Source organism: Pseudomonas sp. R11F (assembly GCF_050312575.1).
GTDB classification, from domain to species: Bacteria; Pseudomonadota; Gammaproteobacteria; order Pseudomonadales; family Pseudomonadaceae; genus Aquipseudomonas; species Aquipseudomonas palleroniana.
In genome coordinates this window covers 70,708-95,061 of sequence record NZ_JBNPJU010000070.1, presented here as the reverse complement: position 1 = coordinate 95,061, position 24,354 = coordinate 70,708, and the positions used below count along the sequence as shown (strand labels likewise).

14 protein-coding genes are annotated in these 24,354 nt (G+C 62.0%); 10 read left to right on the top strand and 4 right to left on the bottom strand.

Annotated features, from left to right (window positions below):
* Positions 1-19 precede the first annotated feature (19 nt).
* The 6 genes from ACQRBV_RS23300 to ACQRBV_RS23275 all read left to right on the top strand — a co-directional run bounded on the left by ACQRBV_RS23300 (position 20) and on the right by ACQRBV_RS23275 (position 12,185).
* A complete protein-coding gene (locus ACQRBV_RS23300; RefSeq protein ID WP_411983916.1) occupies positions 20-1,327 on the top strand; it encodes an MdtA/MuxA family multidrug efflux RND transporter periplasmic adaptor subunit in 1,308 nt (435 codons plus the stop codon).
* Entirely contained in the window at positions 1,324-4,425 is a 3,102-nt protein-coding gene (locus tag ACQRBV_RS23295) for an MdtB/MuxB family multidrug efflux RND transporter permease subunit (RefSeq protein ID WP_060757047.1), read from the top strand. The genes ACQRBV_RS23300 and ACQRBV_RS23295 overlap by 4 nt, the downstream gene beginning before the upstream one ends.
* Positions 4,422-7,529, top strand: a complete 3,108-nt coding sequence (locus ACQRBV_RS23290) for an efflux RND transporter permease subunit (RefSeq protein WP_244383685.1) — start codon at positions 4,422-4,424, stop codon at positions 7,527-7,529. The genes ACQRBV_RS23295 and ACQRBV_RS23290 overlap by 4 nt, the downstream gene beginning before the upstream one ends.
* The gene (locus ACQRBV_RS23285; RefSeq protein ID WP_060757045.1) at positions 7,526-9,001 is read left to right on the top strand and encodes an efflux transporter outer membrane subunit; all 1,476 of its coding nucleotides are present in this window, start codon (positions 7,526-7,528) and stop codon (positions 8,999-9,001) included. Before ACQRBV_RS23290 ends, ACQRBV_RS23285 begins: the two co-directional genes overlap by 4 nt.
* Positions 9,002-9,288: 287 nt before the next feature.
* Positions 9,289-11,385: a putative bifunctional diguanylate cyclase/phosphodiesterase gene (locus ACQRBV_RS23280; protein ID WP_244383684.1), complete on the top strand. Its 2,097-nt coding sequence runs from the start codon at positions 9,289-9,291 to the stop codon at positions 11,383-11,385.
* 53 nt (positions 11,386-11,438) lie between these two features.
* Entirely contained in the window at positions 11,439-12,185 is a 747-nt protein-coding gene (locus ACQRBV_RS23275; protein ID WP_060757043.1) for an SDR family oxidoreductase, read from the top strand.
* Here the strand turns inward: ACQRBV_RS23275 and mapR are convergent.
* From mapR to ACQRBV_RS23260, 3 genes are all read right to left on the bottom strand, one after another.
* On the bottom strand, positions 12,182-13,591 hold the full coding sequence (gene mapR / locus ACQRBV_RS23270) for a GntR family transcriptional regulator MpaR (protein WP_161550227.1): 1,410 nt from the start codon (positions 13,589-13,591) through the stop codon (positions 12,182-12,184). The two genes, ACQRBV_RS23275 and mapR, sit on opposite strands and share 4 nt — an antisense overlap.
* 282 nt (positions 13,592-13,873) lie before the next feature.
* Complete coding sequence (ccoG, locus tag ACQRBV_RS23265; RefSeq protein WP_411983917.1) at positions 13,874-15,283, bottom strand: cytochrome c oxidase accessory protein CcoG; 1,410 nt, start codon at positions 15,281-15,283, stop codon at positions 13,874-13,876.
* A 185-nt stretch (positions 15,284-15,468) separates the two neighbouring features.
* Positions 15,469-15,708, bottom strand: a complete 240-nt coding sequence (locus ACQRBV_RS23260) for a DUF3203 family protein (protein ID WP_090371374.1) — start codon at positions 15,706-15,708, stop codon at positions 15,469-15,471.
* Positions 15,709-15,831: 123 nt separating this feature from the next.
* Here ACQRBV_RS23260 and ACQRBV_RS23255 point away from each other — a divergent pair, with 123 nt between their 5' ends.
* Positions 15,832-16,326 carry an MgtC/SapB family protein gene (locus ACQRBV_RS23255; RefSeq protein ID WP_090371370.1) on the top strand — a complete coding sequence of 165 codons (495 nt, stop codon included), beginning with the start codon at positions 15,832-15,834 and terminating at the stop codon, positions 16,324-16,326.
* Here the strand turns inward: ACQRBV_RS23255 and ACQRBV_RS23250 are convergent.
* Positions 16,304-16,480: a hypothetical protein gene (locus tag ACQRBV_RS23250; RefSeq protein ID WP_411983918.1), complete on the bottom strand. Its 177-nt coding sequence runs from the start codon at positions 16,478-16,480 to the stop codon at positions 16,304-16,306. The two genes, ACQRBV_RS23255 and ACQRBV_RS23250, sit on opposite strands and share 23 nt — an antisense overlap.
* 207 nt (positions 16,481-16,687) lie before the next feature.
* On the opposite strand from ACQRBV_RS23250, the gene ACQRBV_RS23245 reads away from it, so the two are divergent.
* The 3 genes from ACQRBV_RS23245 to glgB are packed head-to-tail and all read left to right on the top strand — an operon-like array spanning position 16,688 to position 24,311.
* The gene (locus tag ACQRBV_RS23245; RefSeq protein WP_060757038.1) at positions 16,688-18,676 is read left to right on the top strand and encodes an alpha-1,4-glucan--maltose-1-phosphate maltosyltransferase; all 1,989 of its coding nucleotides are present in this window, start codon (positions 16,688-16,690) and stop codon (positions 18,674-18,676) included.
* Between the two features lie 47 nt (positions 18,677-18,723).
* The gene (treS, locus tag ACQRBV_RS23240) at positions 18,724-22,077 is read left to right on the top strand and encodes a maltose alpha-D-glucosyltransferase (protein ID WP_411983919.1); all 3,354 of its coding nucleotides are present in this window, start codon (positions 18,724-18,726) and stop codon (positions 22,075-22,077) included.
* Complete coding sequence (gene glgB / locus ACQRBV_RS23235; RefSeq protein WP_104993507.1) at positions 22,074-24,311, top strand: 1,4-alpha-glucan branching protein GlgB; 2,238 nt, start codon at positions 22,074-22,076, stop codon at positions 24,309-24,311. The genes treS and glgB overlap by 4 nt, the downstream gene beginning before the upstream one ends.
* The last annotated feature ends 43 nt before the right edge of the window (positions 24,312-24,354 follow it).

Genomic DNA, 24,354 nt, shown 5'->3' with positions numbered 1-24,354 from the left:
GAAGAAGCTCTCGCGCCCAATGGTTGATCAATCCATGCAATCCTCCCCCCGTAAGTCCCGCCGCTGGTTGTTCGGCCTGTTTGTGCTGCTGGTCATCGCCGGCCTGTGCTGGAAGTTCTGGCCTGGCAGCAGCCACAAGGACGCCGCCGCACCGAAGTCGGAAGGCCGCGCCGGCAAGTCGGGGATGATGCGGCCGGGCTTTGGCGGCTCCACCGGCCCGATTCCGGTGCGCGTGGCGCCGGCGGTGCAGGGGGAGTTCCCGGTGTACTACAAGGCATTGGGCACGGTCACCGCGCTCAATACCATCAATGTACGCAGCCGGGTGGGCGGTGAGTTGGTGAAGATCGCCTTTGAAGAAGGGCAGATGGTCAAGGCAGGCGACCTGCTGGCGGAAATCGACCCGCGCAGTTACCAGAACGCCTTGCTTCAGGCCCAGGGCACGCTGTTGCAGAACCAGGCCCAGTTGAAAAACGCCCAGGTCGATGTGCAGCGTTATCGCGACTTGTATGCCCAGGACAGTATTGCCAAGCAAACCCTGGACACTGCCGAAGCGCTGGTGCTGCAATACCAGGGCACGGTCAAGACCAACCAGGGCGCGGTAGACGACGCCAAACTCAACCTCGAATTCACCAAGATCCGCGCCCCCATCACTGGGCGAGTGGGCTTGCGTCAGGTCGACGTGGGCAACCTGGTGTCAGCCAATGACACCACCTTCCTTGCAGTGATCACTCAAACCCAGCCGATCAGCGTGGTCTTCACCCTGCCGGAAAACACCCTCGACACCGTGCTCGCCCGCTATCACGCCGGCAACCAGCTGCCCGTGGAAGCCTGGGACCGTGGCGACGTAAAGAAACAGGCCGTCGGTGTGTTGCAGAGCCTCGACAACCAGATCGACGTCACCACCGGCACCCTGAAATTCAAGGCGCGCTTCGATAACAAGGATCAGGCGCTGTTCCCCAACCAGTTCGTCAATGTGCACCTGCTGGCCGACACCCTGCACAACGTGGTGCTGGCTCCGTCCGCCGCGATCCAGTTCGGCAATAACGGCACCTTTGTCTACAAGCTCGACGGCGACAAGAAGGTCAAGATGCAGCCGTTGGTAGTCGGCGATTCCGATGGCGACAACACGGTGGTCAAGGAAGGTCTGGTCGCCGGTGACCGTGTGGTGTTGGAAGGCACCGACCGCTTGAAGGATGGCAGCGAAATCGAAGTGGTCAACGACAGCAGCGAAGTGCCTACGACCCCGACCGAGCACCTGCAAGGCAAACCCGCGGCAAAAGAGAAGACCGGTGCTGACGCCGGCAAGGCGCAAAAGGTCGGTTCATGAACCTGTCGCGGCTGTTTATCCTTCGCCCGGTCGCCACCACCCTGAGCATGCTGGCCATTGTCCTGGCCGGCATCATCGCTTATCGCTTGCTGCCGGTATCGGCATTGCCCCAGGTGGACTACCCGACCATTCGGGTGATGACCCTGTACCCCGGCGCCAGCCCGGACGTGATGACCAGCGCCGTCACCGCGCCCCTGGAGCGCCAGTTCGGCCAGATGCCCGGCCTGACCCAGATGGCATCCACCAGCTCCGGCGGCGCGTCGGTGCTGACCCTGCGTTTCAACCTCGACATCAATATGGATGTCGCCGAGCAACAGGTACAGGCCGCGATCAACGCCGCCACCAACCTGCTGCCCAAGGATCTGCCGGCACCGCCGGTGTACAACAAGGTCAACCCGGCGGACACTCCGGTACTGACCCTGGCCATCACCTCCAAGACCATGTTGCTGCCCAAGCTCAATGACCTGGTCGATACGCGCATGGCGCAGAAAATTGCCCAGATCAGCGGCGTCGGCATGGTCAGCATCGCCGGTGGCCAGCGCCAGGCCGTGCGCATCAAGGTCAACCCTGAAGCGCTGGCGGCCAACGGGTTGAACCTGTCGGACGTGCGCACCCTGATCGCCGCGTCCAACGTCAACCAGCCCAAGGGTAACTTCGACGGGCCGACCCGTGTGTCGATGCTCGACGCCAACGACCAGTTGGTCTCACCGCAGCAATATGCCGAACTGATCCTGGCCTACAACAATGGCGCGCCGCTGCGCCTGAAAGACGTGGCACAGATCGTCGACGGCGCCGAAAACGAGCGTCTGGCCGCCTGGGCCAACGAAAACCAGGCCGTGCTGTTGAATATCCAGCGCCAGCCGGGCGCCAACGTGATCGAAGTGGTGGACCGCATCAAGGCGCTGTTGCCGAGCATCACCGACAACCTGCCGGCCGGTCTCGATGTGACGGTATTGACCGACCGCACCCAGACCATCCGTGCCTCCGTCACCGACGTGCAACATGAACTGCTCATCGCCATTGCCTTGGTGGTAATGGTGACCTTCCTGTTCTTGCGTCGTTTCAGCGCCACGATCATTCCGTCGATCGCCGTGCCGCTGTCGCTGGTCGGCACCTTTGGCGTGATGTACCTGGCGGGCTTCTCCATCAATAACCTGACGCTGATGGCCCTGACCATCGCCACCGGTTTCGTGGTGGATGATGCGATCGTGATGCTCGAGAACATTTCGCGTTACATCGAGGAGGGCGAGACGCCACTGGCGGCGGCACTCAAGGGGGCCAAGCAGATCGGCTTCACCCTGGTCTCCCTGACCCTGTCGCTGATCGCGGTACTGATTCCGCTGCTGTTCATGGCCGATGTGGTCGGGCGGCTGTTCCGTGAATTCGCCATTACCCTGGCGGTGGCGATCCTGATTTCCCTGGTGGTGTCCCTGACCCTCACGCCGATGATGTGCGCACGTCTGCTCAAGCGCGAACCCAAGGAAGCCGAGCAGGGCCGCTTCTACAAGGCCAGCGGCGCCTGGATCGACTGGCTGATCGAAGCCTATGGGCGCAAATTGCAGTGGGTGCTCAAGCATCAACCGCTGACCTTGCTGGTGGCCGTCGCCACCCTGGGCTTGACGGTATTCCTGTACCTGGTGGTGCCCAAGGGTTTCTTCCCGGTGCAGGACACCGGCGTGATCCAGGGGATTTCCGAGGCGCCGCAGTCGATTTCCTTTGCGGCCATGAGCCAGCGCCAGCAGGAATTGGCCAAGATCATCCTGGCTGACCCGGCGGTGCAAAGCCTGTCGTCCTACATTGGCGTGGATGGCGACAACGCCACCCTCAACAGCGGCCGCTTGCTGATCAACCTCAAGCCCCATGGGCAGCGCAACTTGAGCGCGGCCCAGGTGATTACCCGCCTGCAACCGCAAATCGACAAGCTGGTGGGGATCCGCCTGTTCATGCAGCCGGTGCAGGATCTGACTATCGAAGACCGCGTCAGCCGCACGCAATACCAGTTCAGCATGTCCTCACCGGACGCCGAGCTGCTGGCGCTGTGGAGTGACAAACTGGTGCACGCTCTCAGCCAGCTGCCGGAGCTTACCGACGTCGCCAGTGACCTGCAGGATAAGGGCTTGCAGGTGTTCCTGGTGATCGACCGCGATGCGGCCTCGCGCCTGGGCGTCAGCGTGTCGACCATCACCGATGCGCTGTACGATGCGTTCGGCCAGCGGCAGATTTCCACCATCTACACCCAGGCCAGCCAATACCGCGTGGTCCTGCAGGCCCAATCCGGTGAAACCCTGGGCCCGGCGGCGCTGAACCAGATCCACGTGAAAACCACCGACGGCGGCCAGGTGCGGCTGTCGAGCCTGGCCCATGTGGAACAGCGCCAGGCCCAACTGGCGATAGCCCACATCGGCCAGTTCCCGGCGGTGATGATGTCGTTCAACCTGGCCCCTGGCGTCGCGTTGGGCAAAGGCGTGGAGCTGATCAACCAGACCCAGAAGGACATCGGCATGCCGATCGGCGTGCAGACCCAGTTCCAGGGGGCGGCCCAGGCTTTCGAAGCGTCGCTGTCGAGCACCTTGCTGCTGATCCTGGCGGCGGTGGTCACTATGTATATCGTGCTGGGCGTGCTGTACGAGAGCTACATCCACCCGATCACCATCCTGTCGACCTTGCCGTCGGCCGCCGTGGGGGCCTTGCTGGCGTTGCTGCTCAGCGGCAATGACCTGGGCATGATCGCGATCATCGGCATCATTCTGCTGATCGGTATCGTGAAAAAGAACGCGATCATGATGATCGACTTCGCCCTCGACGCCGAACGCAACCAGGGCCTGGACCCACAGACGGCGATCTATCAGGCGGCGCTCTTGCGTTTCCGGCCGATCCTGATGACCACCCTGGCCGCGTTGTTCGGCGCGGTGCCGCTGATGCTGGCCACCGGCTCCGGTGCGGAGTTGCGCCAGCCGCTCGGGCTGGTGATGGTCGGTGGTTTGCTGGTGAGCCAGGTCCTGACCCTGTTCACCACGCCGGTGATCTACCTGTACTTCGACCGCCTTGGCCGTCGCTGGCGCAAAGAGCCGCAAAGCCTGGAGCCGGTTGAGTCATGAACCTGTCCGGACCTTTCATCCTCAGGCCGGTCGCTACCATGCTGCTGAGCCTGGCGATCCTGTTGCTGGGCGGCGTGAGTTTCAACCTGTTACCGGTGTCGCCGCTGCCGCAGATCGACTTCCCGGTGATCGTGGTGTCGGCCAGCTTGCCCGGTGCCAGCCCCGAGGTGATGGCATCGACCGTGGCGACGCCGCTGGAGCGTTCGTTCGGCGCGATTGCCGGCATTACCACCATGAGCAGTTCGTCGAGCCAGGGCTCTACGCGGGTGATCCTCGCGTTCGACTCCGGGCGTGATATCAACGGCGCCGCACGGGAAGTCCAGGCGGCGATCAACGCCTCGCGCAACCTGCTGCCCAGCGGCATGCGCAGCATGCCGACCTACAAGAAGATCAACCCGTCGCAGGCACCCATCATGGTGCTGTCGCTGACCTCCGATGTGCTGCAAAAGGGCGAGCTGTACGACCTGGCTTCGACCATCCTGTCCCAGAGCCTGTCCCAGGTGCCGGGTGTGGGCGAAGTGCAGATCGGTGGCAGCTCCCTGCCTGCGGTGCGTATCGAGCTTGAGCCCAAGGCCCTCGACCAGTATGGCGTGGCCCTGGATGACGTGCGCAACACCATCGCCAATGCCAACCAGCGCCGGCCCAAGGGCTCCCTGGAAGACAGCGAACGCAACTGGCAGATCCAGGCCAACGACCAGTTGGAAAAGGCCAAGGACTACGAGCCGCTGCTGATCCGCTACCAGAACGGCGCTGCCCTGCGCCTGGGCGATGTGGCCAAGATCAGCGATGGCGTGGAAGACCGCTACAACAGCGGCTTCTTCAACAATGATGCGGCGGTGCTGTTGGTGATCAACCGCCAGTCCGGCGCGAACATCATCGAGACGGTGCGCCAGATCAAGGCCCAGTTGCCGGCCTTGCAAGCGGTGCTGCCGTCCAGCGTCAAGCTCAACCTGGCCATGGACCGCTCGCCGGTGATCACCGCCACCCTGCATGAAGCCGAGATGACCTTGCTGATTGCGGTGGCCCTGGTGGTGCTGGTGGTGTACCTGTTCCTGGGTAACTTCCGCGCCTCGCTGATCCCGACCCTGGCGGTGCCGGTGTCGTTGGTGGGGACCTTTGCGGTGATGTACCTGTTCGGCTTTTCGCTGAACAATTTCTCGCTGATGGCGCTGATCCTGGCCACCGGGCTGGTGGTGGACGATGCCATTGTGGTGCTGGAGAACATCTCCCGGCATATCGACGACGGCGTGCCGCCGATGAAGGCGGCCTACCTGGGCGCCCAGGAAGTCGGCTTTACGTTATTGTCGATGAACGTATCGCTGGTGGCGGTGTTCCTGTCCATCCTGTTTATGGGCGGTATCGTCACCAGCCTGTTCCGTGAGTTTTCCATCACCTTGTCCTCGGCGATCATCGTCTCGCTGGTTGTGTCGCTGACCTTGACCCCGATGCTCTGCGCCCGTTGGCTCAAGCCCCATGTCAAAGGGCACATGACCGGTTTGCAGCGCTGGAGCCAGCGGGTCAACGACCGCATGGTCGCGGCGTATGCCACCAGCCTGGACTGGGTGTTGCGTCATCGGCGCCTCACACTGCTGAGCCTGTTGATCACCGTCGGGGTCAACATTGCGCTGTACGTGGTCGTGCCCAAGACCTTCATGCCGCAGCAGGACACCGGCCAGTTGATCGGGTTTGTGCGCGGTGACGACGGGCTGTCGTTCGGCGTGATGCAGCCGAAGATGGAAACCTTCCGCAAGGCGATCCTCAAGGACCCGGCCGTGCTCAGCGTGGCCGGGTTTATCGGCGGCAACAACGGTACCAATAACGCGGTGATGCTGGTGCGCCTCAAGCCCATTGCCGAACGCAAGATTTCGGCCCAGGCAGTCATCGAGCGTTTGCGCAAGGATGTACCGTTGGTGCCGGGCGGGCGCCTGTTCCTGATGGCCGACCAGGACCTGCAATTTGGCGGCAGCCGTGACCAGAGCAGTGCGCAGTATTCCTACATCCTGCAAAGCGGGGATCTGGCCGCGTTGCGCGAGTGGTTCCCGAAAGTGGTGGCGGCGTTCCACTCACTGCCGGAACTGACGGCCATCGACGCCCGTGAAGGCCGTGGCGCCGCACAGGTGACGTTGATCGTCGACCGCGACCAGGCCAAGCGCCTGGGTATCGACATGAGCATGGTCACGGCGGTGCTGAATAATGCTTACAGCCAGCGGCAGATTTCCACCATCTACGACAGCCTCAACCAGTATCAGGTGGTGATGGAGGTCAACCCGAAATATGCCCAGGACCCGATCACCCTCAATCAGATGCAGGTGATCACCTCCACGGGCGCGCGGGTGCCGTTGTCCACCATCGCTCATTACGAAAACAGCCTGGCCGCCGATACCGTGCGGCACGAGGGCCAGTTCGCTTCGGAAAACATCGCCTTCGACCTGGCGCCTGGCGTGACGGTGGAGCAGGGCACTGCCGCCATCGAACGAGCGGTGGCCAAGGTCGGTTTGCCGGAAGATGTGATCGCCAAGATGGCCGGCACGGCCGATGCGTTTGCGGCGACCCAGAAGGGCCAGCCGTTCATGATCCTCGGCGCGTTGGTAGCGGTGTACCTGGTGTTGGGCATTCTGTATGAAAGCTACATTCACCCCCTGACGATCCTGTCGACCTTGCCGTCGGCGGGGGTGGGCGCATTGCTCTCCATCTATTTGCTGGGCGGCGAATTCAGCCTGATCTCCTTGCTGGGGCTGTTCCTGTTGATCGGGGTGGTGAAGAAAAACGCGATCCTGATGATCGACCTGGCCCTGCAACTGGAACGTCATGACGGCATGAGCCCGCTGGAATCTATTCGCAGCGCCTGCCTGTTGCGCCTACGGCCGATCCTGATGACCACGCTGGCCGCCATCCTCGGTGCCTTGCCGTTGCTGCTCGGCGCCGGCGATGGCGCGGAAATGCGCCAGCCTCTGGGCCTGACGATCATCGGCGGGCTGGTGTTCAGCCAGATCCTGACCCTTTACACCACTCCGGTGGTCTACCTCTATCTCGACCGCGCGCGCCACCGTTTCAACGCCTGGCGCGGCGTGCGTACCGATGCTGCCTTGGACACTGCGCTATGACCGATTCAACCTTTGCCCAATTGGCCATGAGCATGCCCCGTGGTTCCCGCCTGGCCGGCCTGGTGCTCTGCGGCGCTTTGCTCAGCGCCTGTGCCATCGGCCCGGACTACAAGCGCCCGGACGTTGCCGAGCCCGCGCAATTCAAGCAAGCCCAGGGCTGGCGCCAGGCGACCCCCAGCGACGCCCTGGCCCGTGGGGCCTGGTGGGAGTTGTACGGTGATCGCCAACTGAATGAGCTGGTGGAACGCCTGAATAATTCCAACCAGACCGTGGCCCAGGCCGAAGCGCGTTTTCGCCAGGCCCAGGCCCAGGTGCGCAGCGCCCGCGGTGCGTTTTTCCCCACGGTTGACTTGAGCGTCGGGAAAACCCGCGCCAGCCAGGGCACCGGCAGCAGCAGCGCCAGCCTCAGCAGCTCCAGCAGCGGCATCCGCGACACCCTCAACGCCCAACTGGGGGTGAGCTGGGAGGCGGATGTGTGGGGCAAGCTGCGCCGTGGCCTGGAGGCCAACGAAGCCACCGCCGAGGCCAGCTCGGCGGACCTGGCGGCGATGCGTTTGAGCCAGCAGTCAGAGCTGGTGCAGGACTACCTGCAACTGCGCGTCATGGATGAACAGACCCGTCTGTTGCAAGCCACGCTGGAGACTTACCAGCGCTCGCTGAAAATGACCGAAAACCAATACCGCGCCGGTGTGTCGGACAAGGCGGCCATCGCCCAGGCGCAAACCCAGCTCAAGACCACCCAGGCCAGCCTGATCGATCTGATCTGGCAGCGCGCGCAGCTGGAAAATGCCATCGCCGTATTGATCGGCGAAGCTCCGGCCAACTTCAACCTGGCTGTGAGCAAGAGCATTCCGACGCTGCCGCAGGTGCCGGTCAGCGTGCCTTCACAGTTGCTTGAGCGTCGCCCGGACATTGCCTCCGCTGAACGTTCGGTAATCGCCGCCAACGCCAATATCGGTGTGGCCAAAGCCGCTTACTACCCGGATTTGACGCTGAGTCTGGCGGGCGGTTATTCCAGCAGCACCTATGCTGACTGGATCAGCCTGCCTAACCGCTTCTGGTCGGTGGGGCCGAAACTGGCCATGACCCTGTTCGATGGCGGCCAGCGCTCGGCGGAAGTCGACCGTACCGTGGCTTCTTATGATGAGACTGTGGCCAAGTACCGCCAGACGGTGCTCGATGGTTTCCGTGAAGTCGAAAACTACATGGTGCAGTTGAAGGTGCTGGAAGACGAGGCGGTGGTCAGCAACGAAGCGCTGCAATCGGCCCGCGAATCGCTGCGCTTGACCGAGAACCAGTACAAGGCAGGGCTGATTGGTTATCTGGATGTGGTCACGGTGCAGGCGACAGCCTTGAGTAATGAACGCACCGTGTTGACCTTGCTGCAGACTCGGTTGGTGGCGAGTGTGCAGTTGATAGCGGCGTTGGGCGGGGGATGGGATGGGCATACGTCGGCAGAGGGCAAGGACTGATAGGGGCCGAACCGTTGTTGCGGTAACGGGGCCCCGGCGGCCGGCTTTTTGGAGCGACTGGAATGTAGAAGCGAGCTTGCTCGCGAAAAACCTCAACGATAACGCGGGTTGCCTGAATGAACGCGGTGCCTGTGAATTCTTCGCGAGCAAGCTCGCTCCTACAGGGGCAAATGCCACTAGTGGCATTTTGACGATTAAGCGAGCCGCCGATAATTTTTCTCGCTACAATCGCCGCCTTTTCCATCTGGTACGGGTTTTTTTCAGCCCCGTCGGTTCTGAGAAAACCCATGCTCATCGGTAGTTATTCTCCCTCTTTGGTGGTGATCTCCCTGTTCGTGGCGATCCTGGCGTCCTATACCGCACTGGACATGGCCGGCCGCATCGCGACCACCCAGGGCCGTGCGGTGTATTTATGGATGACCGGCGGCGCATTGGCGATGGGCGTGGGGGTGTGGTCCATGCATTTTATCGGCATGCTGGCTTTGCGCCTGCCGTTTGCATTGGGATTCGACGTCGAGATCACCGCGCTATCGTTGCTGATTGCGGTCTTGTCCAGCGGCTTTGCCCTGTGGCTGGTCAGCCAGCAACGCCTGCCTGTTTGGCAACTGGGGTTCGGTGCGTTGGTGATGGGCGCGGGCATCAGCAGCATGCACTACACCGGGATGGCGGCCATGCGCATGACCCCGGGTATCGACTACGACCCCAGCCTGTTTGGCGCGTCTTTGCTGATCGCCGTGGTGGCCTCGGGCGCTGCGTTGTGGATCGCCTTCAACCTGCGGCGCAATACGCCCTATGTCCGCTTGGCCCGCGCAGGCGCGGCGGTGGTCATGGGGGTGGCCATCGTCGGCATGCACTACACCGGAATGGCGGCCGCCCAGTTTCCCGAAGACAGTTATTGCGGCGCCGCATTGTCGGGGTTGAGTGGCAAAGGCCTGGATAATCTGGTGCTGGTCACCAGCCTCTCGGTACTGATCATCGCCTTGTTGACCTCCTTGCTAGATGCTCGCCTGGAGGCACGTACCGCCGTGCTGGCCGACTCCCTGACGCAGGCCAACCAGGAACTGACCCACCTGGCCTTGCACGACATGCTCACCGGGTTGCCCAACCGCATGTTGCTTTCCGACCGCATCCAGCAAGCGATGCAGACGGTGAACGAGCAAGGTGGCTGCTTCGCGTTGATGTTTATCGACCTGGACGGTTTCAAACCGGTCAACGATGCCTTCGGCCACCACATGGGGGACCAGTTGCTGCGCGAAGTGGGTGTACGCTTGCGCGAAGACCTGCGCAGCCAGGACACCCTGGCCCGTATCGGTGGCGATGAGTTCGTGCTGCTGGTGCAACTGATGCAACCGGACGACGCCATGAGCCTGGCCGCGCGCCAGGTCGACCTGATCAACCGGACGTTCAGGGTGGCCGAGCATGACCTGCAGATTTCCGCCAGCGTCGGTATCGCGTTGTTCCCGGGCAATGGCAATAGCCCCGAAGACCTGTTGATGAACGCCGATGCCGCCATGTATCACGCCAAGGGCATGGGCAAGAATGGCTACAGCTTCTTCGATGTCTCGATGAACACCAATGCGCGCAAACAACTGCAGTTGTTGCAGGACTTGCGCAACGCAATCGAACAGCAGCAGTTGCGCCTGCATTACCAGCCCAAATTCGATGCGCTCAGTGGTCGGGCGGTGGGTGCCGAAGCCTTGCTGCGTTGGGAGCATCCGCAACAGGGCTTGTTGTTGCCCGCCACCTTTATCGAATTGGCGGAAAAGACCGGCTTGATCATTCCCATCGGTGACTGGGTGCTCAATGAAGCCTGTCGGCAGATGGCCCTCTGGCGCGCCGAGGGCTATCAGGATTGGCGGATCGCGGTGAACCTGTCGGCATTGCAGTTCTGCCATGCCGGGTTGGTCAAGAGTGTGGCCGCCGCCCTGGCCCGTCACCAATTGCCGGCCAACAGCCTGACCCTGGAAATCACCGAGACCACCGCGATGAGCGACGCCGATGCCAGTATGGCGGTATTGCAGCAGCTCTCGGACATGGGCGTCGACCTGTCCATCGATGACTTCGGCACCGGCTATTCCAGCCTGATGTACCTCAAGCGCCTGCCGGCCAACGAGTTGAAGATCGACCGTGGGTTCGTGCGTGACCTGGAGCACGACAGCGACGATGCGGCGATCGTCTCGGCGATCGTCGCGCTGGGCCAGGCCCTGGGGCTGCGAATCGTTGCCGAAGGCGTGGAAACGGATGTTCAGCAAAGCTTTCTGACGCGCCTGGGCTGCAACGCTCTGCAGGGCTACTTTTTGGGCCACCCGTTACCGGCCGACAGGTTCATGGCGGATATCCGGCGGGCCGAAGACGCGGCAGCGCCTGACAAGAACGAGGTGTGACAGGTATTCTGGATTCAACCCTAAACGTTTGGTTGAATCAGGAGGCAGCACCCATGGATAAAGTCGTCATTATCACCGGAGGTAGCCGAGGGATCGGCGCCGAGACGGCACTGTTGGCTGCCCGGCAGGGTTATCGCATCTGCATCAACTATCAGTCGGATGAAGCCGCGGCCCTGCGCGTGCTGGAACAGGTCCGCGCGCTAGGGGCACAGGCGATCGCCGTGCGGGCGGATGTCAGCATTGAAGATGAGGTGATCGCGCTGTTTCATCGCGTGGATACCGAGCTGGGCCGTGTCACCGCGCTGGTCAACAACGCCGGTACCGTGGGGCACAAGTCGCGGGTCGATGAGATGTCCGAATTCCGCATCCTGAAAATCATGAAAACCAACGTGCTGGGCCCGATCCTGTGTGCCAAGCACGCGCTGCTGCGCATGTCGCCAAGGCACGGAGGGCAGGGCGGCAGTATCGTCAACGTGTCGTCGGTGGCGGCGCGGCTGGGTTCGCCGGGTGAGTATGTCGACTATGCGGCGTCCAAGGGCGCTCTGGATACCTTCACCATTGGCCTGTCAAAGGAAGTGGCGGGCGAGGGCATTCGCGTCAATGCGGTGCGCCCCGGCTACATTTTCACCGACTTCCATGCCCTCAGTGGCGACCCGGACCGCGTCAGCAAGCTGGAGTCCGGTATCCCGATGGCCCGTGGCGGGCGCCCGGATGAGGTGGCGGAGGCGATTATCTGGCTGCTGTCGGACAAGGCTTCCTATACCACGGGGACGTTCCTCGACTTGGGCGGCGGGCGTTAGAACGAGCGCACAATCCGCCCCAACGTCTCCATGGCCTTTTCTGAAGCCTCGGTCCAGGGGCTGCCGTAATTCAAGCGGATACAATTTCTGAACCGCTGGGTTGCCGAAAAAATCGGCCCCGGCGCAATGCTGATGCCTTGGGCCAAGGCCATCTGGAACAGCTTGAGCGAATCGGTCTGCTCCGGCAGTTCCAGCCACAGGAAATACCCGCCGGCCGGTTGGCTGACCCGCGTCTGTGCGGGGAAGTAACGGGCGATGGCGGCCAGCATGGCACTCTGCTGTTCTTCCAGGGCGTAGCGCAATTTACGTAAGTGTCGGTCATAGCCACCGTGTTGCAGGTAGTCGGCAATCGCCGCCTGCGCCGGCATGGAGGGGCACAGCGAGGTCATCAGCTTCAAGCGCTCGACCTTCTGTGCAAAGCGCCCGGCTGCCACCCAGCCGACGCGGTAGCCCGGCGCCAGGCTCTTGGCAAACGAGCCGCAGTGCATCACCAAGCCTTCGGTGTCGAAGGCTTTCGCCGGTTTGGGCGGCTGTTGCCCGTAGTACAACTCGGCGTAGACATCGTCTTCGATCAACGGCACCTGGTGGCTGCGCAACAGTTCCACCAACGCCTGTTTCTTGGCTTGCGGCAGTGTCGCGCCCATGGGGTTCTGAAAGCTGGTCATGGTCCAGCAGGCTTTGATCGGGTAGCGCTCCAGGGTTTGTGACAAGGCATTGAGGTCGATGCCGTCGCGCGGGTGCACGGGGATTTCCACGGCCTTGAGTTTCAAGCGTTCCAGCACTTGCAGGCAGGCATAGAACGCGGGCGCCTCGATGGCTACCAGGTCGCCCGGTTCGGTCACGGCTTGCAGGCAGAGGTTCAGGGCTTCGAGGGCACCGTTGGTGATCAGCAACTCCTCCATGGGCAGCATCAGGCCGCCGACCATGTAGCGCAGGGCAATTTGCCGACGCAGTTGCGGGTTGCCCGGCGACATGTCGGTGACCACCAGGCGCGGGTCCATCGCACGGCTGGCGCTGGTCAGGGAGCGCGCCAGGCGTGGCAATGGGAACAGCATGGGGCTGGGGAAGGCCGAGCCGAAGGGCACGGTATTCGGGTCCTTGATGGAGTCGAGTACCGAAAATACCAGTTCGCTCACATCCACTTCGGTGGACTCGTGCACGTGTTCGCTCACGACCGGTTCGGAAAACGGGCGGGGGGCATGGGTGTTGACGAAGTAGCCCGAACGCGGCCGTGCGCGGATCAGCCCGCGGCGCTCCAACAGGTAGTAGGCCTGGAACACGGTGGATGGGCTGACGCCGTAGGTCTGGCTGGCATAGCGCACCGATGGGACGCGCTGGCCGGGGCCGAGGACGCCGGTGCGGATCAGTTCTGCGATGTCGTCGGCGAATTTTTCGTAGCGTTTCATGGGGGCCTTGGGTGGTTTTTTAGAATGAGCACGGCTAAAGGTGTGGGACGGGGCTTGCTCCCGGTGCCAAGTTGAAACCTGTGGCGAGGGAGCTTGCTCCCGTGGCGGTCTGTCAGCCGACCGGGATGTGGGTCGTGTACATATCCATTGCTGCGGTAACGGCGGCTTAGGGTTCCGCCCTTACGGCGGGTCACTTTTGGAAGAGCGCCAAAAGTAACCAAAAACGCTTTGCCCCACCACTCGGCACCTCGCTCAGGCTCGGTGTGCCCGAACACTGGGTTTTCATCGGTTCATCGGCGCCACAAAGCGGCTATCGGCGGCGCTATGGATCCAGGGCTCGTCGATGTCCGTCACCTTGAAGCGCAGGGTCTGCGAGCTGGTTGTCGGTTTGTCCGCCAGCAGGACCACCGACACCGGTATATCGCTGATTTCCCCCGGTGCCAGGCTGATCTCGGTCTTGCCTTGCAGCTGGAAGCCTGCGGCGTCTTCCAGTTCCAGGCGGTAGTCCTGGCGCTGCTGGGTCTTGTTGATGACCTTGAGGCTGTAGATGTTCTCGATCAAGCCCTGGCTGTTCTCGCGGAACATGCCACGGTCCTTGGTGACATCCAGCGACACCATCGGCCGCCCCACCAGGGCCACCACCAGTGCGGCGATCATCACCAGCAGCACGGCACTGTAGCCGATCAGGCGCGGCCTGAGCAGGTGGGTTTTGCCGCCTTGCAGTTGATGTTCAGAGGTGTAGCTGACCAGGCCACGGGCATAGCCCATTTTGTCCATGATCGAGTCGCAGGCGTCGATGCACGCCGCGCAGCCGATGCATTCCATTTGCAAGCCGTCGCGGATGTCGATGCCGGTGGGGCAGACCTGTACGCACAGCTGGCAGTCGATGCAATCGCCCAGCCCGACGTCGGAGGGTTTGACCTCGCGTTTGCGCGGGCCACGGTGTTCACCACGGGCCGAATCGTAGGAAATGGTCAGGGTGTCCTTATCGAACATCACACTCTGGAACCGCGCATAGGGGCACATGTGCATGCACACCGCTTCGCGCAGCCAGCCCGCGTTGAGGTAGGTCGCGCCGGTAAAGAACAACACCCAGAACAGACTGACCCCGCCCATTTGCAGACTCAGCAGTTCGGCGGCCAGGGGGCGGATCGGTGTGAAATAGCCGACAAAGGTCAACCCGGTCAGCACACTGATGCCCAGCCATAAGGTGTGCTTGGCCGAGCGCCGCGCCAGTTTGTTGAGACTCCAGGGCGCCGCCTGCAGCTTGATGCGCTGGTTGCGTTCGCCTTCGGTGACCTTCTCGCACCACATGAACAGCCAGGTGAACGAACTCTGTGGGCAGGTATAGCCGCACCACACACGACCGGCGAATACGGTGATGGCAAACAGCCCAAAGGCGCAGATGATCAGCAACGCCGACAGCAGGATGAAGTCCTGGGGCCAGAAGGTCGCACCAAAAATGTGGAATTTACTCTCCGCCAAGTCCCACAGCACCGCCTGGCGCCCGCCCCAGTTCAGCCACACGGTGCCGAAAAACGCCAGGAACAGAAAGCCCGCACCGGCCATGCGCAAGGTGCGGAACAGGCCGGTGAAGCTGCGGGTATGGATCAGGTTGTCGCTGGATTTGGCCTTCACCTTCTTTGGGTGGATGGGCTCAAAGGTTTCCACGGTAGGGATTCTTTCGTTCATGGTCGTTCGCTCATCAGCCTCCATCAGGCCAATGAACTATGCGCATGGCGCTGTTTGCATAACAGACTCAGCTATGGCGATAAAAAGCGGATCAGATGGGCTGTGATGCAACGTCTGCGACAATCTGCTGCACCCAGTGCCATGCACAGTGCAGCGGTGATTCAGTGCAGCTGGATGCAGATCAGTCAAATCACCGAATCATCATCCGTCGCCTTCACATGCTTGCGACCATCCTGGGCGCCTGCAACGGTCAAGGCATCCGCCTCAGCTTCGGTGATGTAGAGGCGCCGGTCATCGAGTTGCACATAGGACATGGACTTTGCGCTGTCTGTGCTCACGGTCACGTCGGTGGCGTCGAGACGTTGCTCCTGGCCGCTTTCGTCGATCTTGAAGTAACAGGTCTGGTGTTCGATACGGACGGGCATGCTGATTTCCTTTTGATTACCCCGGATGACTTTTAGGACTCGCGGTTTGCCTGGGGTTCAAGGCAACTGACTGGCGGTCGCTGCTGTCCATCCGGTAACCATCATAAAAAAAGGACAAGCTTAATGGACACGTGGTTGCACGAAGTGTGGCGCACCCTGTTGGCCGAGTTCGCCGATATCGGCGATGCCAGGCAGCTCACCCAAGTCACTGTACGGCTGGTGATTGCCGCGATCCTGGGGGGCATCCTCGGCTTTGAACGGGAACAAAAAGGCAAGGCGGCCGGGGTCCGCACTCATATGCTGGTGGCCTTGGGCGCGGCCTTGTTCGTGCTGGTGCCGCAGATGTCCGGCAGCCAGGCGGACGCCATGAGCCGGGTACTGCAGGGGGTCATTGCGGGGATTGGCTTTCTGGGGGCCGGCACCATTCTCAAGGGCAAGGAAGATGAGGAGGGCCAGCACGTCAAAGGGCTGACCACCGCCGCAGGCCTGTGGATGACCGCCGCGATTGGCGTGGCGGCGGGAATGGGGCGTGAGTCCACGGCGGTGCTCAGTACGCTGTTGGCCCTGGCGGTGTTCAGCATCATGCCGCGGATCGTCAAGCTGTTGGAGAAAGACTGACGATTACCGGCGGCATGGTGGTCGGCGGTTCTTCCACCGGCGGCGGCTGGGTTTCCGGTGGTTCTTTCTCCGGGATCGGCTCCGGCTCTGTCGGTGGAAGCGTCGGTTTGTCGATATTCGGGTCCGGGGTTTCCGCCGGGATCGGGATAGTCATCGGTGTGGCCTCCTTTGTGCTTTGCTCTATCGGTGGACAGCCACCCGGGCGAATTGATTCCCCGCCCGATGGCGGCATATCCGCCTGAACTTTTAACACTGGCCCAGGCTCGGACCTATGACGGCCCGATCCAGGTTGAGCACTGGGCGTCTGGCCATTGGATCAAGCACACAAGCGCGTCCACAGGGCGTTAGGGGGAGAGGCTCGATGACTGCTGAAATACAGGCTCCAGAAGATTCCCGATTACCGCTGTCCCAGGCGCTGTTATTGCCCCGGATCGCGATTGAGAGCACCACACCTGTGATCGACGGCGGCGAGTTTGCCGTGAAAGCCGTGGTCGGGCAGCGCGTCAACGTCACCAGCAAGGTGTTTGCCGACGGCCATGACCAGCTTGCGGTGCTGATCCGCTGGCGCGCCCTGGATGAGCAGAGTTGGCACAGCGTGGTGATGACGGATGTCGGCAACAACGGCTGGGAAGGCGCGTTCACCGTCACGACCCAAGGCCCCCACGAATTTTGCATCGAAGCCTGGATCGATACCTTCGCCAGCTTTTGCTATGAGCTGCGCAAGAAGCATGAGGCCGGGGTGCCGGTCAGCCTCGAGTTGCAGGAGGGCCGCAGCCTGGTGCTGCAGGCCGCCGAACGCAGTGACAATGAGCTGCGCGACCGCCTGATGCTGCTGCATCACGAACTCTCCGGCTTGCTGGAAACCGAGCAGGTCGCGCAGTTCCTGCACGAAGACAGTGCACACCTGATGACCCAGGCCGACCATCGCGCCTACCTGAGCATCAGTAAGATCTACCCGATCGACGTGGAGCGCGAGCGGGCTCAATTCGCCAGCTGGTACGAGCTGTTTCCCCGCTCGATCACCGACGACCCGGCGCGTCACGGCACGTTCAACGATGTGCACTCACGCCTGGCGATGATCCAGGACATGGGCTTTGACGTGCTGTACTTCCCGCCGATCCATCCGATTGGTCGCAGCCACCGCAAGGGTCGGAACAACGCGTTGACGGCAGGCCCCGATGACCCTGGCAGCCCCTACGCGATTGGCAGCGAAGATGGCGGCCACGAGGCGATTCACCCGCAATTGGGCAGCCGCGACGACTTCCGCCGCCTGGTCCAGGCGGCTGCCGAGCATGGCCTGGAGATTGCGCTGGACTTCGCCATCCAGTGCTCCCAGGACCATCCGTGGCTCAAGCAGCACCCGGGCTGGTTTAACTGGCGCCCGGACGGCACGATCAAATATGCCGAGAACCCACCGAAAAAATACCAGGACATCGTTAACGTCGACTTCTATGCCGCCGATGCGATCCCTAGCCTCTGGACCGAGCTGCGCGACATTGTGGTGGGCTGGGTGGAAGAGGGCGTGAAGACCTTTCGCGTGGATAACCCGCACACCAAGCCGCTGCCGTTCTGGCAATGGTTGATCAGCGACGTGCGCGCCCAGTACCCCGAGGTGATCTTCCTGGCTGAAGCGTTCACCACGCCGGCGATGATGGCGCGCCTGGGCAAGGTCGGTTATTCCCAGAGCTATACCTATTTCACATGGCGTAATACCAAGGCCGAGCTGAGCGAATACTTCACGCAGTTGGGTCAATCGCCATGGCGCGAGTGCTATCGGCCGAACTTCTTCGTCAACACGCCGGACATCAACCCCGGCTTCCTGCATGAGTCCGGCCGCCCCGGCTTTTTGATCCGCGCCGCGCTGGCCACCATGGGCTCGGGGCTTTGGGGCATGTATTCGGGCTTTGAGCTGTGTGAAGCCGCGCCGGTGCCGGGCAAGGAAGAGTACCTGGACTCCGAGAAGTACGAGATCCGCCCACGGGACTTCACCGCGCCCGGCAACATCATCGCCGAGATCGCCCAGCTCAACCGCATCCGTCGCCAGAACCCGGCATTGCATACGCACTTGGGTTTGAAACTGTACAACGCCTGGAACGACAACATCCTGTACTTCGGCAAGCGCACTGAGGAGGGCGACAACTTCATCCTGGTGGCGGTCAACCTTGACCCCTACAACGCCCAGGAAGCGCACTTCGAACTGCCGTTGTGGGAGCTGGGCCTGCCGGACGACGCCCAGACCCAGGGCGAAGACCTGATGAGCGGCCATCGCTGGACCTGGTATGGCAAGACCCAGTGGACGCGGCTTGAACCGCATATGCCGTTCGGCATCTGGCGCATCAGCGTTGCTTGAGTCCTGTGGGATCCGGCCTGCACAAATAGCCTATTCAGGAGTTTCCAATGGCGAAGAGACCCAGTTCTGCCACGTTCATCAAAGACCCACTGTGGTACAAGGACGCGGTGATCTATCAGGTTCACGTCAAATCCTTTTTCGACGCCAATAACGACGGCATCGGCGACTTTGCCGGGCTGATCGACAAGCTTGACTACATCGCCGACCTGGGCGTCAACACGATCTGGCTGCTGCCGTTCTACCCCTCGCCACGCCGCGACGACGGCTACGATATCGCCGAGTACCAAGGCGTGCACAGTGACTACGGCACCCTGGCCGACGCCAAGCGTTTTATCGCTCAAGCGCATCAACGCGGGTTGCGGGTCATCACCGAGCTGGTGATCAACCACACCTCCGACCAGCATCCCTGGTTCCAGCGTGCGCGCAAGGCCAAGCCGGGTTCGGCGGCGCGGGATTTCTACGTGTGGTCCGATGACGACCAGAAATACGATGGCACCCGAATCATTTTCCTCGACACCGAAAAGTCCAACTGGACCTGGGACCCGGTCGCCGGCCAGTATTTCTGGCACCGTTTTTACTCCCACCAGCCCGACCTGAACTTCGATAACCCGCAAGTCATGAAGGCGGTGCTGTCGGTGATGCGGTACTGGCTCGACATGGGTATCGATGGCTTGCGCTTGGACGCCATTCCCTACCTGATCGAGCGCGATGGCACCAACAACGAGAACCTTCCCGAAACCCACGCGGTGCTCAAGCAGATCCGTGCGGAAATCGACGCCCATTACCCTGACCGCATGCTGCTGGCGGAGGCCAACCAGTGGCCGGAAGACACGCAGCTTTACTTCGGCGAACAAACGGGCGATGACGGCGATGAATGCCATATGGCCTTTCACTTTCCACTGATGCCGCGCATGTACATGGCACTGGCCCAGGAAGACCGCTTCCCCATCACCGATATCCTGCGCCAGACCCCGGAGATCCCCGCCAATTGCCAATGGGCGATTTTCCTGCGCAATCATGATGAGCTGACCCTGGAGATGGTCACCGACAAAGAGCGTGACTACCTGTGGAATTACTACGCGGCCGACCGTCGTGCGCGGATCAACCTGGGGATCCGTCGGCGCCTGGCGCCGCTGATGGAGCGCGACCGCCGCCGGATCGAGTTGCTCAACAGCCTGCTGCTGTCGATGCCCGGCACGCCGACCCTGTATTACGGCGACGAAATTGGCATGGGTGACAATATCTACCTTGGCGACCGCGACGGCGTACGTACGCCCATGCAGTGGTCCATCGACCGTAACGGCGGGTTCTCGCGTGCCGACCCGGCCAGCCTGGTGTTGCCGCCGATCATGGACCCGCAATACGGCTACCTCTCGGTCAACGTCGAAACCCAGACCCAAGACCCGCATTCATTGCTGAACTGGACCCGGCGCATGTTGGCGGTGCGCAAGCAGTCCAAGGCGTTCGGCCGGGGCAGCTTGAAAATGCTCTCGCCGAGCAACCGCCGCATTCTGGCCTACACCCGTGAATACACGGGGGAAGACGGAAGTACCGAAATCATCCTGTGTGTGGCCAACGTGTCACGCAGCGCCCAGGCCGCCGAGCTGGACCTGTCGGCGTTCGCCGGCATGGTGCCGGTGGAGATGCTCGGGGGCAACGCGTTCCCGCCCATCGGCCAACTGCATTTCCTGCTGACCTTGGCGCCCTATGGTTTCTATTGGTTCGTGCTGGCGTCGCAGAACCAGATGCCCAGCTGGCATGTGGAACCTGCGCAAAGCATGCCCGACTTCACCACCCTGGTACTGAAAAAACGCATGGAAGAATTACTCGAAGAACCGTGTCGCACCACCCTGGAACAGACCGCGTTGCCGACCTGGTTGCCCAAGCGGCGTTGGTTTGCCGGCAAGGACGCGACCATCGAGCGTGTGCATATTGCCTATGGCGTACGTTTCGGCGATCCCGCGCACCCTGTACTCCTCAGCGAAATCGACGTGACCAGTGGCGGCCAGGTCAGCCGTTACCAGTTGCCGTTCGGCTTCCTGCCCGAAGACCAGTTCACCAGCGCCTTGCCCCAGCAACTGGCCATGGCCCGCGTACGCCGGGCCCGTCAGGTCGGGCTGGTGACCGACGCGTTCAGCCTTGAGCACTTTGTGCGCGCCGTGATCCAGGGGTTGCAGGCCGGTTCGGTGCTGAATACCGCAGAAGGCGATCTGCGGTTCGAAGCCACCGAGCATCTGGGCAGCCTGGGGCTGACGGAGAGCGCCGAGGTGCGCTATCTCTCGGCCGAGCAGTCCAACAGCTCGGTGGTGGTGGGTGAACACCTGGTGCTCAAGCTGATCCGCAAGGTCAGCAGCGGCGTGCACCCGGAACTGGAGATGAGTGCTTACCTGACGGCCGCCAACTACCCCAATATCTCGCCGCTGTTGGGCTCGGTGATCCGCCGCGATAGCCAAGGCCAGGACAACCTGTTGATGATCGCCCAAGGCTATTTGAGTAACCAGGGCGATGCCTGGGCCTGGACGCAAAACAACCTGGAGCGGGCGCTTCGCGATGAGCTGGCTCAGGCCGTGTCCGAACAGGAGCAGCATTACAACGCCCTCGGCGAACTCAAGGATTTCGCCGGTTTGCTGGGGCAACGCCTGGGTGAAATGCACCAGGTACTGGCCAAGCCGACCGCCAATCAAGACTTCAAGCCTGAAGCCACCACGCTCAAGCACACCCAGGCCTGGGCCAAGGATGTCGGTGCACAAATCGAGCGTGCGCTGCAATTGCTCAAGCTTCATCAACACCAGTTGAACCCCGCCGACCAGGCGTTGGTCAGTGAACTGCTGGCGCAGAAAAAGGCCATTGCCGGGCATGTCCAGGCGCTGGCGAAAGCCACGGCGGGCGGGCTGCGGATTCGCGTGCATGGCGATTTGCATCTGGGCCAGGTGCTGGTGGTCAAGGGGGATGCGTTCCTGATCGATTTTGAAGGGGAACCGGCGCGGCCGTTGCATGAACGGCGTGGCAAGCACAGTCCCTACAAAGATGTGAGCGGCGTGTTGCGCTCCTTTGATTACGCGGCGGCGATGGCCCTGAGTGTGCAGGGGCAAGGCGTGGATAACTCGCCTGAAGCCGAGCAGGCGCGCAAACGCGTGACCGATCGCTACCTCAAGGAGGCCAGGCAAGCGTTCACCGAGGCTTATCAGGTGGCGACGTCTACACTGGCGCATGACTGGCAGGATGCCGGTGGCCAGGATGCAGCGCTGACGTTGTTCAGCCTGGAGAAGGCCGCGTACGAAGTAGCCTACGAAGCGGAAAACCGCCCGAGCTGGTTGCCGGTGCCCTTGCAGGGGCTGCACAGCTTGCTCAATGGGCTTGTACCTATATCGAAAAATGCACGCGGTGGAGAGATGTCATGAGTTATACGCACAAAGAACCGCTGCAGCCCAAGTTGACTGCAATGCCGGCGTCCAGGGACGTCGAAGCGCTGGTGCGCGCCGAGCACCCGGACCCGTTCTCGATCCTGGGACCGCACGATGACGAGCAAGGGGGCCAATTTATCCGCGCATTTTTGCCGCAGGCCCTGAGTGTCCAGGTACTGAGCCGTGATAGCGGCGAGCCGATCGGCAGCCTGGATCAGACCCAGGTGCCGGGGCTGTTTGTCGGGCAGTTCGGCACCCGCCAGGCCTACCTGCTGAAAATCCACTGGGCCGGTGGTGAACAGATCACCGAAGACCCCTACAGTTTCAGCCAGTTGCTCCTCGGGGAAATGGACCTGTACCTGTTTGCCGAAGGCAATCATCGTGACCTGGGCAGTTGCCTGGGCGCCCAGGTCACCACGGTCGATGGTGTGCAGGGCGTGCGTTTTGCCGTGTGGGCACCGAATGCCCGGCGCGTATCGGTGGTGGGCGATTTCAACATCTGGGACGGCCGCCGCCACCCGATGCGCCTGCGCCATCCCTCGGGCGTATGGGAAATCTTTATTCCACGCCTGCAACCGGGCGCGGCGTACAAGTTCGAGATACTCGGCGCCCACGGGATTCTGCCACTCAAGGCCGACCCCATGGCCCTGGCCACCCAGCTGCCGCCGGACACGGCATCCAAAGTCGCCGCCCCCTTGCAGGTGGACTGGCAGGACCAGGCGTGGATGCAGTCACGCAGCGAACGGCAGAAGAGCAGCGCCCCGTTGTCGATCTACGAACTGCATGTGGGCTCCTGGCAATGCGAGCTGGACGAGGCGGGCGAAGTAGCCCGCCAATACGGCTGGCGTGAACTGGCCGAGCGGTTGATTCCCTATGTGCAGTCACTGGGCTTCACCCATGTCGAGTTGATGCCGATCATGGAGCATCCGTTCGGCGGCTCCTGGGGCTATCAGGCGTTGTCGCAGTTCGCACCGAGCGCCCGATTCGGTTCGCCGGAGGATTTCGGCTATTTCGTCAATGCCCTGCACCAGGCGGATATCGGGGTGATCCTGGATTGGGTGCCGGCGCATTTTCCTACCGATACCCATGGCTTGGCGCAATTCGACGGCACGGCGCTGTACGAATACGCCAACCCCCTGGAAGGCTTTCACCAGGACTGGGACACCCTGATCTACAACCTGGGGCGTACCGAGGTCCATGGCTTCATGCTGGCTTCGGCCTTGCATTGGCTCAAGCACTTTCACGTCGATGGCCTGCGGGTGGATGCGGTGGCGTCGATGCTGTACCGCGACTATTCACGCAAGGCCGGCGAATGGGTGCCCAACCGCCATGGTGGACGGGAGAACCTGGAAGCCATCGACTTCCTGCGTCATTTGAACGATGTGGTCGCACTGGAGGCGCCAGGGGCGCTGGTGATCGCCGAGGAGTCCACCGCTTGGCCGGGCGTCAGCCAGCCCACCCAACAGGGCGGCCTGGGTTTCAGCTACAAATGGAACATGGGCTGGATGCACGATTCGCTGCATTACATCCAGCAAGACCCGGTGTACCGCGCTCACCATCACAACGAACTGAGTTTCGGCCTGGTGTATGCCTGGTCCGAGCGCTTTATCCTGCCGATCTCCCACGACGAAGTGGTGCACGGCAAACACTCGCTGATCGACAAGATGCCCGGCGATCGCTGGCAGAAGTTCGCCAACCTGCGGGCCTACCTGAGTTTCATGTGGATGCACCCGGGCAAGAAACTGCTGTTCATGGGCTGTGAGTTCGGCCAGTGGCGCGAGTGGAACCACGACCAGCAACTGGACTGGTACTTGTTGCAGTACGCCGAGCACAAAGGTGTGCAGAAGCTGGTGGGTGACCTGAACCGCCTGTACCGCGAGGAGCCGGCGCTGCACGAACAGGACGATGTACCCCAGGGCTTCCAGTGGCTGATCGGCGACGACGCGATCAACAGCGTCTATGCCTGGCTGCGCTGGAGCAAGGAGGGCCGGCCGGTCCTGGTAGTGGCTAACTTCACCCCCGTGCCGCGCGAAGCTTATAGCGTTGGCGTACCGTTTGCCGGGCGTTGGAGCGAGGTGATCAACAGTGATGCCGACACCTACGCCGGTTCCAACTACGGCAATGGGGGCACCGTGTTCACCCAGGAAGAACCGCGCCATGGGCAACCGGTGTCTCTGTCGTTGAATTTGCCGCCGCTGGGGGTGTTGATTTTGCGTCCTGAAGGGCTTTGAGGGCTCTGGCATCGGAGAGACGGTTGTCCCAGCTGCTGGCCGG